This window comes from Peribacillus sp. NPDC097675 (genome assembly GCF_050277655.1).
GTDB lineage: Bacteria > Bacillota > Bacilli > Bacillales > DSM-1321 > Peribacillus.
Genome location: NZ_JBNNSK010000001.1, coordinates 1 through 13034, shown reverse-complemented (window position 1 = coordinate 13034; position 13034 = coordinate 1). Strand labels below are relative to the sequence as shown.

The window sequence follows — 13034 nt, the reverse complement described above, 5'->3', positions numbered from 1 at the left end:
CGCTTTAGTTCCTCTTATCGTACTTCCCATACTTCAACAATGATGACCAAGAGACTTGCAGTTACCACGGTTTGTATACAGCACCTTTGGACCTTCAGGCACCCATTGGTGGCCCCTCAGGAGAATACTAGCATCCTGATGACATCTTAGCCTTTATAGGGGGGCTGTCTCTTTAGGGGAAGCTCACTATTGTTTTTATCACACGAAAAAACCCGCCATAGCGGGTTTTCAAGAAAGGACTTCTTCTAAATTCGCTCCGATCTTTCGTAAGCTGCCTGGGTCGACCTTTTCAATCGCCGTGGCTGCCGTTTCCAGTGCAGCTTGATATTCATAGCTTCTGAATTTCGCTTCGGCTTCCCTCAAGCTTTCAGCAACCGTATCATGGCTGCTACGATAGCGATTTCCAAACTGAATCACTTTTTCTGCCAGATACATATGTTCAATAAGTTCATGTGCCTTATCATAAACCTTGTTAACCTGTTCAACTGCTTTTTCCAAATAGATATAGACAACTGACATATCAAGTGGCTTTTCCTCAAGTTTCTCTTGAACGTCAGCCACGCTTTCTTTGGCATCCTGAAGTACCACTTTATACTCTTCCGGCAATCCAGGAATATTACTTTTAGTGAGTAACCGGCTTGTTTCAATCATTTTACGCTTCAAATCAGCTAAGGAATCCCTTGCGTCCATTTCATCTTTTCTTAAATCCTGTAATTTAATCGAAAAGTCTTTTTGATTTTCTTGCAGTTCATTCAGTTGTTTGGCCAGCCCTTGCATTTCTTCACTGATAAGCGAGCTTGCCAACACGTTATCTTCTATTTTCAATACGAGCAATTGATATCGTTTTGCAATCTGGGCAATTTGCTTTTCCATTTTCCGTTGTGCTTCCAACTCATTTTCCGTTAAATGATAGGTTTGTTGGACATGGATGGTTTCCGTTTTCTGTTCATCAATCTCGTCTTCAAGATCATGAATCATGTTCCGGAGCACTTCATCATTTTTCATGACATACTGCTTGGAAAGCACTTCTTTTTCCAGAAGGTCGTACAGCACCTCTATGCTTTCCCTTACATCCTTAATTCCCGTTTCCACCGCTTCCGTTTCGGCATTTTCCAGTTGAGTTTTATATAGTTCCAGCTCGTTCTCCAAGCGGGAGACCTCCTGGTCGAACTGAATGTGACTCAATAGATAACCCTGGCCGGCCATTTCCTGATACCCGTCTTTTAATTCGCTTATTTGCGAATGCAGCTCAGACTGACTATCGACCAATAATCTTGGGAGCATTTCCATTTTAGTGGCCAAGACAGCAAGCTTTTCCTTTATGGAAAGAACGAGTTCCCTAGCATTCAGATAATTTCCATTCGTCGTTTCTTCCTCATATTGTTGAAGGATCTGCAGTACTTCATCAAGGGAGGCTTCAAGTTTATCAGCCGCTTTTCCATAATTATGGCGATGAGCAAGCAAAGTTTTTTTCAATTGACGATACGATTCCTTTATATCCTCAATTTCCAGGCGATTCTTTTCTTCACTACCTACAAGTTCATTCAATTCGTACAGGATTTTCTTAATCATTTCTTCGATTTCATCCAGCTTCAATGTAATTTTTCTCTGAGTCTCTTTTGAGCGACTGAAACGGAATTTGTCGACAAATTCCTCTGCATCGAACAAGAGCTCTTCAACTTCTGGCATGTGATCTGTAATGATGGCGTCCCATTCCACGCGCCAGCTTTCAAACATTTCTTCTGTTTCACCTGTCATGTTCAATTGTTTAACTTTAGATAGTTCTTCTAAAACGGGGCGATGCATGATACTGATCTTCCACGATTCCAAACGATCAATTTCTTTAAAGTATTTTTTTTTGAAAAAATAGCCCCAAATTATGAAAATTAAAAATAACACGATTAATATTCCAAGTATGTATATGTATACCATGGTAAGCCCCCTGTTCTAATCTTACGGCCACGCTCATTTATATATAAATGTTAAAAATGTTCAATTTAATGCTTTTATGATACCATGTTAGCAATAATTTTTGATGAGAAAAATATATTTTTTGTAGAAAATTGCTACAAATACCGTTTATATGGGAGGGAAAGCACATGAATTCTGATAGACATGTCCACACTTCGTTTTGCCCACATGGTTCAACGGATACATTTAATGATTATATTACAAGGGGAATCGAACTAGGGCTAAAGGAAATTACGTTTACGGAACATGCCCCTTTACCACCGAATTTCCAAGATCCCACCCCAGAAAAAGACAGCGGTATGGATGCTGCCCTGCTCCTCGATTACTTTCAAGAGCTCCAGGTATTAAAAGAGCATTACAAAGGCAAGATCCTCATTAAAAGAGGTCTGGAGGTTGACTTTATAGAGGGATACGAAAAGGAAACAAAAGAATTCCTCAATGAAGTTGGCGAATTTCTTGATGACAGCATCCTATCCGTCCATTTCATCAAGCAGGAACATAACTGGCACTGCATTGATTTCAGTGATGATACATTCAATGAAATTGCGACTAAATTAGGATCCGTTGATGCTGTATATGCCAAGTATTACGATACATTAGAAAAGTCAATCGAGGCCAATTTAGGACTTTATAAACCAAAACGAATCGGGCATATTACCCTTGTTCATAAATTCCAACGCCGATTTCAGCCCGAAAACAACTACGACGACCGTGTTTACCGAGTTCTGGATTTAATCAAGGAACAGGGGTATTCACTTGATTATAACGGAGCTGGATTTGTAAAACCACTTTGCCGTGAGCCCTATCCTCCTGAACGCTTTGCAAAACGGGCCATGGACCTTGGTATCCCGCTCGTTTATGGTTCCGATGCCCACCAGGCTAAGGATTTAGGACAAGGTTTCGATTCGCTCATTCCGGAATTCAAGCGCTAATCAGGTATATATTTCTGGTCTTCCCGCTAGCAGTGGTTGCAGATCTTCCGTGATGAATAATGTATCTTCAAGGAAACGGCCTACTTCTTCAGCATATAAATTCGTATAATACGCTTCCTGTGGAAACACATGCAGCACCTCCATCGCATAATGAGTATGAAGGACAGGAGCGGAAAGTAAACCTTTTAACTGCAACATGAACATCGGGATGGAGACTGACTGAAAATATCTGCTTTTGATTCCTTGCTCTAAAACATATTGAAAGTAAGACTTTTCTTTTGTAAAATAGGTGGAATGAATTTCACGGTTCAAGTTCGAATCAAGAGAGGATTCTCCATAAATAAATCGTGCCGCTAAAAAGTTCTTTCTTTGAAAAGTGAGGATATCCTTCACTAGATTCATTAAGCACTCTTTTGGCCCTTTAATTTCAAGCTGCTCCATATTCCTTTCAAGGACGATAAGGTATTCTTCTAAATAAGAAATGAAGCAGAACTCCAACAGTCCCTGCTTATTCTTAAAATAGTAAGCAATATTAGCCGTATTCACTTTTGCTTTATTCGCGATATCCCGTATGGATGTTGCATGGTAGCCCTTTAAATGAAACAAATGCAGGGCAGCTTCCACTATAGCTTGTTTCGTTGGCGTCTGGCGATTCATCAGCAATCCCTCGCTTTCTTTGAGACAAGTCTTGTGGATTAATTTCTGTATGAAATAGCCCAACTCCTTTAGTAAGTTCTCGACAAATTCTCTTCATCCAGTGACTTGGAAAGAAAGTCCTGTAATAAAATGCGGAAGACAGGTGAATCCTTTTGTTTAATGTCGAAATGTATCAAGGAAAAAAAGATGAAAACTACGCACTTGTTCAAAAACAGCTCGTAGCCCTTATTGAAGATGAGCCAAATATGATTGCCAACTTAAGTAACTCGGCAGCCTTACTTAACCAATTTCTTAGTGATATCAATTGGGTGGGATTTTATTTAGCCGAAGAAGACCAATTGGTGTTAGGACCTTTTCAAGGCCTTCCAGCTTGTGTCCGCATTCCACTAGGCAAGGGCGTATGCGGGACTTCTGCAGCCGAACGGAAAACCATGAGAGTGGAGGATGTTCATCAATTCCCGGGACATATTGCCTGTGATGCAACTACAAGATCCGAAATAGTCATCCCCCTCATGAAGGATGGCAAGCTAATTGGCGTGCTTGATATCGATAGCCCCATCACAAATCGATTTGATGAAAGTGATCAGCAAGGCTTGGAGAAATTCACGGACATCCTTGGCAAGTATTTATAAATAGATAGAGAAAGGGAGTGACAGCATCAGCATGTCACTCCCTTTCACCTTTTAAAGCCGCAATTCCTTTACATTCACCCTGTTTTTCCCCGAATTCTTAGCCATATATAAAGCCTCGTCAGCTCGCTTGAATACTTCTTTCACGTTATCGAACTGCTCTTGGGCCCAATAAGTTACGCCACAGGAGATTGTCACTTTCGGATTGGACTCTTCCCCCACCTTATCCTTTAAACGTTCCGCAATCTTGATGCCAGTTTCTAAAGGAATGCGTGGAAGATAAATCGCCATTTCTTCGCCGCCCCATCTGGCCCCGATATCTGTATCGCGAATGTTATGTTGAATAAGGTTGGCCACCTGTATTAAAATTTCATCCCCAACTTGGTGCCCATACGTATCATTCACTCTCTTAAAGTTATCAATGTCAATAAGAATGAAAGACCCTTCTTCATCCACTTCCATGGATTCAGACATTTTATCATCGAGATAACTTCTAGAATACAACCGAGTCAAATGATCGGTTATCACCATCTTTTCTAATTCTTCACGAAGCATGGAATTGGCCATCGCTAAGCTCGAATGATGAATGAGCGATTGCAAAAGCTTGAACATATCAAAGGAAAAGAAATAGGGTTCTTTATGTAGAACGAGTGCAAACCCTTTAACATCATTGCTTTCCATCATTGGAACAGCCATTAGGGAGTGGTATTTCACATCAACATTCGGACATTTCAGGCTTAAATCACCTATAAATAATGATTCCTTCTCTTTATTAATCTTCTCTTTCATGAAGGATACGTATACCTTCGATTCTTCGGAGTCAAAAAAATCAGAGCTTCCTGTCAATACATTTACATCCCCCCCTGGCAACAGTAAAATAAAACCTGTCTGGTCGGCACCAAAGGACTTCAGAATTTGTTTTTTCATATATTCTATCGTTTCGCTTAATCGTAAATTGGAATTCAAATGATGAGACGTTTCGTTTATCAGCTGCAAATCTGACACGAGCCTTTTCGATTGCTGATACAATTTGGCATTTTCCAGAGCGCTTCCGGCAGTATTCGCCAATAACGAAATGAACTCGATTTCACTTTTAGGAAACATGAGCGTATTAGGTGCAATGACTTGTAACACCCCATACACTCCCTGCTTACCTTTTAACGGAGCATATAATATAGAATGACTTTCTGATGGATGATCATCAAATTGTATCGTGCCTGTTACATAAGCCTGCAGGGCGGCCACATTCTCACTATCATATTCAAGATCCTTGATTGGCAGATTCTCATGACTGTCATTGTCATGGGAGAGAAGCAGGAAATAATCAAAGGATGGGTACACGGTATGCAGGGTGGAAATGATTTCTCCTAAAACCGCATCCATATTCATCGAAGAATGAAATTTTTCCGTAACCTTAAACAGTTGTTTATTCCGTTTCTCCTCTACTGACATCTTTGAAATCGATAAAGCCGCTTTCAAAATGGTTGCTAACTCCTTGGCAAAATCAGCCCCTTCATCAGGAGTTAAACAACTAAAAGAACTCCCCTCCCGTTCTTTCAAGGCTATTACTCCATTGATGTTGCCATTATCCCAAAATGGTATAATGATATGGAAATCTAGCGTTTCAGGCGGCATAAACACAGGCGACTCTTCATCATTCTTCATTTCGCCCAATATTCTCTCAATATACTCCTGATCGGGAGCCTTCATAATGTAATTTTTCATACTGCCAGTTGAGGCTTCTTTATAAAAATGTTGTTTCCACTCATCAAATTTAAAGATAATTACCTCTTCCATATAAAGCTGTTTCTTGGTCTCAACAAGAAAACCCTCTAAAAATTCCTGATCCCCTTCCACATTTTTCATATACGTAAAGAAAAGCATCCTTAGTTCATTCAATAATCGAACTGTTTTGTTCTGCATCTACATCATCCCTATATCAAAGCCTATTTTATCTAGTTATTCTATTAAATAAGAAATATTCAAAAAATAATTAGGTCAAAAGAACTAGTAATAACCAAAACAATACCACATTTCCCCTTTGTTATGGTAACTATTAACAAAATATATTCCAACTTATTACTATATTATAACGTTTCCAGCCAAAAATTTCTCCCTTATTCTAGTATTTTTCTTGGGATTTTGAAATTTGGTCTCTTTATAACTCAATAAATTATAATCTGATACCGCTTGACTCACTTGGCAGATTATTATACAATATTCCTTGTGTAAAATATTGCAGCCTATGTGACAGCCTTTATGTTCTCATTTTGTTCCTCCATACAGAGGTGTATCTCGTAACTCTCTGCTGCTAGGGCGAAGGTACATGAAAACAAAATGGTCATGATTGTTCATTCACACACGGTTTTTATTTTACCAAAATAAAAACATTTGAAGGAGGAGTCATCCTATGGCTCGTTATACTGGCCCAAGCTGGAAACTATCCCGTCGTTTAGGAATTTCCCTAACAGGTACTGGTAAAGAATTAGAAAAACGTCCTTACGCACCAGGACAACACGGTCCTAACCAACGTAGAAAAATTTCTGAATACGGAATGCAACTACAAGAGAAACAAAAACTTCGTCACATGTACGGAATCACTGAACGTCAATTCCGTTCAATGTTCGACCGCGCTGGCAAAATCAAAGGTGTTCATGGTGAAAACTTCATGATTCTTCTTGAATCACGTCTTGATAACCTTGTTTACCGTCTTGGTTTAGCTCGTACACGTCGTCAAGCACGTCAACTTGTTAACCACGGTCACATCACTGTAGATGGAAAACGCGTTGATATTCCTTCTTACAAAGTGTCCCTTGGACAAGTAATCAGCGTTCGTGAAAAATCACGTAACTTCTCAATCATCAAAGAATCAGTTGAAGCGACTAACTTCGTTCCTGACTTCCTTACTTTCGATGCTGAGAAATTAGAAGGTACATTCACTCGTACACCAGAACGTTCTGAATTGCCAGCTGAAATTAACGAAGCTCTTATCGTTGAGTTCTACTCTCGTTAATAACTTCGAAAAACCCATCCTCGGATGGGTTTTTTTTATACAATGAATTTCATCCAAACGAAAGCCGGCTGATATCCAGCCGGCCTTCTCTATCTTATTTCACTAATGTGTATTTCTTCTTCCCACGACGTATGAGGATGAATTCCCCTTCAATCTTAGCCGCTTCGTTTACGATATATTGTAAATCAGTGACTTTTTCTCCGTTGATGGAGATAGCCCCGTTCTGAATATCTTCACGCGCTTGACGTTTAGATGGAGATATCTTCGCTTCTACAATTAAGTCCACTAACGAGATATCTTCGTTACTTTCACGTTCAAAACTTGGAAAATCTTTAAACCCGACTTTAATTTCGGCCGCACTTAAATTCTTCACGTCACCACTGAATAAAGCAGCAGAGATCTTGATTGCTTGATCTAGAGCTTCTTGACCATGAATCATCCGTGTCATTTCTTCTCCTAAAGCTTTTTGCGCTTTACGTAAATGCGGTTCATTTTCCATGGACTTCTCTAAGTCTTCAATGGCTTCCCGTGATAAGAAAGTGAAGAATTTCAAATACTTCACAACGTCAGCGTCTGCTGTGTTGATCCAGAATTGGTAAAATTCATAAGGCGTCGTTTTTTCTGGATCCAGCCAGATTGCTCCACCTTCCGTTTTCCCAAACTTCGTACCATCGGCTTTAGTTACAAGCGGAATCGTCATGCCGTATGCTTTTGTCTCTTCATCATGAGACTTGCGGATCATCTCAAGGCCCGTCGTGATATTCCCCCACTGATCGCTTCCACCAATTTGCAACTTACAGTTATGATTGTCGTACAAGTGGTTGAAGTCAATGCCTTGTAAAATCGTATACGCAAATTCAGTAAAGGAAATTCCCGTTTCCAAACGAGAAGCAACCGTATCTTTGGCAAGCATGTAATTCACACCGATATATTTCCCATAATCACGCAGGAACGTCACCATATCAATTTTGCCGATCCAGTCATAGTTATTTACCATCACTGCACCATTTTCCCCTTCGAATTCGAAGATTTGAGAAAGCTGGCCCTTAATGCAGTCTGCATTATAAAGAACCTTTTCTAACGTTTGCAGCTGTCTTTCTTCTTTCTTACCACTTGGATCTCCGATGAGACCAGTCGCTCCGCCCACAAGCACAACAGGACGATGTCCATGCTTTTGGAAACGGCGTAATGTCAAGAATGGAAGCAAATGACCGATATGCATGCTATCTGCAGTTGGGTCTACCCCGCAATATAGGGAAATCTTCTCTTTATCCAAAATTTCTTTGAGTCCCTCTTCATCCGTTTGTTGGTACATGATTCCCCGCCACTCGAGATCCTTAAGTAATTCCATTCCATTTTTCCTCCTTCATATATATCCTGAAAATTTCCGCAAAAACCATACAAAAACGCCCCTTCATATAAATGAAGGGACGAATAAATTCGCGGTACCACCCAACTTGAGGACAAAAGATGCCCTCCGCTCGAGACGAATAACGGTCGTCACCCGTTTGTTGCTACTAATCAGTTCACAACAAATGCTCAAGGAAGTAATTCATCTCACTATTTGTACCGATTTCCACCAACCACCGGCTCTCTAAAACAGGGATAGTTTGACTACTGGGTCCTATCATCGCTAATTCAATAAATTCAATAAAGATAATACTAAATTTTTATCATACCTACAGACCATTGTCAACAGCACCTAAACAGAAGTTTGGAAAAAGTAGAAGTTAGCTTTTCACCTAGTTGTTATATGCTATAATATATGTGATTTCAGGGGGTTGATACGATGAATAATAAACAAAAAGGTAGAATTCAATCGGCGTGGAACCAAGTGAGCCGATTTTTCCAAAGTGAAAAAACAATAAAGAATGCAAGGGTTTCATATCAAGTGATTTGGAATTTAACATTGATTGTAATTATTGTTGGAATTCTAGGCTTTTCATTCGCCGGCGGCGTTGGAGCCGGATATTTCGCTGCCCTCGTCAAAGATGAGCCAGTACGCTCAAAATCAGATTTACAAAAGGATATTTACAATTATGAAGAGACCTCTGAGATATATTTTGCAGATAAAGTATATTTAGGCAAGCTCACAAGTGATCTTGAGCGAGAAGAAGTGTCCATTGATAAAGTTTCCGACCACCTTAAGAATGCCGTCATCGCTACGGAAGACGAGTATTTTTATGAACACGATGGCGTTGTACCAAAAGCGATTCTTCGTGCCGTTTATCAAGAATTTTCGAATGCTTCCGTCCAATCCGGGGGAAGTACATTAACACAGCAACTCATCAAAAACCAAGTGTTGACAAACGAAGTATCCTTCGAACGAAAAGCAAAAGAAATTTTACTAGCACTCCGGGTGGAAAAGTTCTTTGAAAAAGAGGAGATATTAGAAACTTATCTGAATGTCTCCACCTTGGGAAGAAATTCATCAGGACGGAATATCGCTGGTGTCCAAGCAGCTGCAGAAGGGATTTTTGGCATAGACGCCAAAGATTTAAATCTGGCCCAATCTGCCTTCATTGCGGGATTGCCACAAAGTCCTTTCGGCTATACACCCTATACGCAACAGGGGGAACTCAAGGATAATCTTGATCCTGGTATAAACCGAATGAAAACCGTATTGAAAAGAATGCACAGCAATGGATACATAACAAAAGAACAATATGACAAAGCACAAAAATACGATATAACCAAAGACTTTATTGGCAAAAAGACATTGCCTTCCGAGAAATATCCATGGCTTACCTACGAAATTGAAAAACGCTCCATCGATATTTTGTCACTTTATCTAGCAAAAGAAGATGGGTATGAAGAAAAAGATTTAAAAAATGACGATTTGCATGAACAGTATCTAGCGTTAGCCGATCGTAACTTGCGTCAAAATGGCTATAAAATCTATTCAACTATCAATAAAAAAATCTATAACAAAATGCAAGAGGTAACGGAAAACTATCCGAACTTTGGTTATGATAAAAGTCAAACCATCATCGATCCCGACACGAAAGAATCGAAAATCGTGCAGGAACCAGTTGAGACGGGAGCCGTCCTCATTGAAAACAAAACAGGTAAGATCATCAGTTTTGTCGGTGGACGTGACTTTAAACGTGAACAGACCAACCATGCGACAGCGTCACTACGACCAAATGGCTCGACTATGAAGCCACTTTTGGTATATGGACCAGGAATCGACCTTGGTAAACTGTCACCAGGAAGCGTAACGGCCAATGTTCCCGTTTCCATACCAGACGGAAGCGGGAAGTTGTGGCAGCCAAGGAATTATGGCGGCGGTAGCCTTACTGGCCTTGCGACAGCCCGAGATTCTTTAAAGAATTCATATAATATTCCGGCTGCACTGTTTTATATGAAAATCATAAATCAGAACCCAGTTTCCTATTTAGAAAAAATGGGCTTCACGAGCCTTACAAAGGCTGATCACTCGAACCCCTCCTTGTCATTGGGCGCAATGACAAATGGTGTGACTGTAGAAGAAAATGTCAATGCATATACTACCTTTGCCAACTCAGGCGATTTCATCGATGCCTACATGATCGATAAAATTGTATCAAAAGACGGAGAAGTCATTTACAAACATAAAACGAAGCCAGTAGAAGTATTCTCTCCGCAGGCCGCTTACCTGACACTCGATATGATGCGTGATGTCGTAAACAGTGGTACGGCCGCCTCAGTCAAGAACCGTCTAGCCTTCTCCAGTGATTGGGCAGGTAAAACCGGGACAGGACAGGACTATAAAGATGCTTGGTTCGTAGCCACTAACCCGAATGTGACGTTCGGTACTTGGATTGGTTATGATACGCCTAAATCTTTACAAGGAACATACAACGGTCTTGAGTACAATAAACGAAATATCTATTATTGGGCCGATTTAATGAACGCTGCCTATGCAGTGGATTCGAAACTTGTCGATCCCGATAAGCGATTCGAAATGCCTGGGGGAATCGTCAGTCGTTCCTTCTGTGCCGCTACAGGACTTCTGCCTTCAGATTCCTGTCAAAAAGCAGGGCTTGTCAAGACAGATTTATTCATTGCAGAACAGGCTCCAACTCAGGGCGATACTAGTCTAATGGATGGTCAATATGTTTCGGTCGGAAGCAGGCGCTATACTGCCCTTTCTGAAACTCCAAGTGAATTCACAAGTGGTGGGTTTGTGTTGAACTCTAAGTCCATAGAAGCTATTGGATTAAAATACGTGAATGATCCCAACTCCTTGATTCCTGGTGGTGACAAATGGGGAGATGTCGTGGGAACAAGCGCGACACTCAACGATAACGGCAAAGTGCCTGAACCCCTTTCCATCACTATGAATGGTAATACCATTTCATGGGGGCTTCATCCTGAAGGCGATGTTGTTGGCTACCGTGTCTATCAAAATGGGCAAAAAGTCGCCAGCATCAGTGCAGGTTCGGATTTGGTTTATAAAGTAGGATCAAATGGTGGATCTTATTATGTAACTGCCGTAGACATTGTAGGAAAAGAATCCGCTCCATCACAAAGCGTTAAAACCGTCGCTGCAAAACCGACTACCTTTGTGGATAAGAAGGATTCAAAACCTAATTCAAGCAAACAGGACAAAGACGGTAAAAAAGAAGACACAAAAAACAACGAAGATAAAAAAACGGAACCAGAAGACGATAAAAATCAGGACATGACAGAGAAAGATGAAAAGGATATAGCGGAAGAAGAGGAATGAACCAACACTTTTTCTTCCCAATGAAAAAAGAGGCTTTCGGAAAATTAAAATGTACCCTATCAGATAGACACTTTGAAAAAAGTCCAATCAGATGGGGTACATTTGTTTATAATTGAGAAAAAAGATGTCGGAGCGAATTGAAATGACCAAAAGATTATTGAACAAAAACGAACGAGAACTTCTAAAGAGAAATCCCTATGTGAAAGCAGTCAGTGAAAAAGCGATCACGTATACAGATGAATTCAAGCGTCATTTTATCGCGGAAAATGAGAAAGGGAAATTCCCGCGAGAAATATTTGAAGAGGTTGGCTTAAATGTTGATTTAATTGGTCTAGAACGGATTCAAACTGCCGGAAAGCGCTGGCGTGCGGCGTATCGCAAATCCGGTGTGGAGGGTTTACAAGATACACGTAAAACCAATTCTGGAAAACCGGTAGATCGGGAATTAACGCTGGAGGAAAAGATTAAGCGATTAGAAGCGAAAAATCGATTACTTGAGGCAGAGAATGAACTTTTAAAAAAGCTCGACCTACTCGAAAGGCAGATGTTGAAGAAAAAATAAATATCGCACCCAAATGGAAATTTGAACTGATTAAACACACGATTAAGAAATACAATTTGGACCGTATGGTGAGCTATTTATGCGAGATCATGGGGGTATCTCGTTCAGGTTACTACAACTACTTCCTAGAAAAATCCGTCCAAAAACGTGCGGCTAAGGACGAGACAGATGAGGGGGTAAAGGACGTGATTTTAAAGGCGTATCATTTCCGCGGACGTAAAAAGGGAGCACGTCAAATTAAAATGACGCTTCAGAACCAGTACCAGATCGCCTACAACTTAAAACGCATTCGCCGCATCATGAAAAAATTCGGGATCATCTGCCCCATTCGGAAAGCCAATCCGTATCGGCGTCTAGCCAAAGCAACGAAGGAACATCGGACATGCCCCAATACCTTACAACGCAATTTTAAACAGGGTGTGGCAGGAAAAGTCCTGTTAACAGATATCACGTACCTGACCTACAAGAATGGTAAACGTGCCTACTTATCCACGGTGAAGGATGCGGTGACCAATGAAATTCTCGCTTATGAGGTATCCGATTCCCTTCAGCTGGATAT

The 13034-nt window shown here is 40.6% G+C and carries 8 protein-coding genes, 1 pseudogene and 1 other annotated feature; of the genes and pseudogenes, 5 read left to right on the top strand and 4 right to left on the bottom strand.

The genetic code is table 11. The features are described 5' to 3' along the window. Window positions 1-228 precede the first annotated feature (228 nt). Window positions 229-1932 carry a septation ring formation regulator EzrA gene (ezrA, locus tag ACQKL5_RS00045; protein ID WP_427605793.1) on the bottom strand — a complete coding sequence of 568 codons (1704 nt, stop codon included), beginning with the start codon at window positions 1930-1932 and terminating at the stop codon, window positions 229-231. Window positions 1933-2099: 167 nt separating this feature from the next. Between ezrA and hisJ the strand changes: the two genes are divergently transcribed. After that, window positions 2100-2903: a histidinol-phosphatase HisJ gene (hisJ, locus tag ACQKL5_RS00040; RefSeq protein ID WP_427605791.1), complete on the top strand. Its 804-nt coding sequence runs from the start codon at window positions 2100-2102 to the stop codon at window positions 2901-2903. Here the strand turns inward: hisJ and refZ are convergent, their stop codons facing one another. Beyond that, on the bottom strand, window positions 2904-3560 hold the full coding sequence (gene refZ, locus ACQKL5_RS00035) for a forespore capture DNA-binding protein RefZ (protein ID WP_427605789.1): 657 nt from the start codon (window positions 3558-3560) through the stop codon (window positions 2904-2906). A gap of 152 nt (window positions 3561-3712) precedes the next feature. Here refZ and ACQKL5_RS00030 point away from each other — a divergent pair, with 152 nt between their 5' ends. Further along, window positions 3713-4192: a GAF domain-containing protein gene (locus tag ACQKL5_RS00030; RefSeq protein WP_427605787.1), complete on the top strand. Its 480-nt coding sequence runs from the start codon at window positions 3713-3715 to the stop codon at window positions 4190-4192. A gap of 51 nt (window positions 4193-4243) precedes the next feature. Here the strand turns inward: ACQKL5_RS00030 and ACQKL5_RS00025 are convergent, their stop codons facing one another. After that, window positions 4244-6112, bottom strand: a complete 1869-nt coding sequence (locus tag ACQKL5_RS00025; RefSeq protein WP_427605785.1) for a diguanylate cyclase — start codon at window positions 6110-6112, stop codon at window positions 4244-4246. A gap of 487 nt (window positions 6113-6599) precedes the next feature. Between ACQKL5_RS00025 and rpsD the strand changes: the two genes are divergently transcribed. Further along, on the top strand, window positions 6600-7202 hold the full coding sequence (gene rpsD / locus ACQKL5_RS00020; protein WP_427605784.1) for a 30S ribosomal protein S4: 603 nt from the start codon (window positions 6600-6602) through the stop codon (window positions 7200-7202). Window positions 7203-7296: 94 nt separating this feature from the next. On the opposite strand, the gene tyrS is transcribed toward rpsD, so the two are convergent. Continuing rightward, the gene (gene tyrS / locus ACQKL5_RS00015; protein ID WP_427605782.1) at window positions 7297-8553 is read right to left on the bottom strand and encodes a tyrosine--tRNA ligase; all 1257 of its coding nucleotides are present in this window, start codon (window positions 8551-8553) and stop codon (window positions 7297-7299) included. Between the two features lie 72 nt (window positions 8554-8625). After that, window positions 8626-8842: a binding site (T-box leader), on the bottom strand. 149 nt (window positions 8843-8991) lie between these two features. Between tyrS and ACQKL5_RS00010 the strand changes: the two genes are divergently transcribed. Then, the gene (locus ACQKL5_RS00010; RefSeq protein ID WP_427605780.1) at window positions 8992-11913 is read left to right on the top strand and encodes a transglycosylase domain-containing protein; all 2922 of its coding nucleotides are present in this window, start codon (window positions 8992-8994) and stop codon (window positions 11911-11913) included. Between the two features lie 142 nt (window positions 11914-12055). Beyond that, window positions 12056-13034 (top strand): annotated as a pseudogene (locus ACQKL5_RS00005) (IS3 family transposase); the annotation flags it as partial.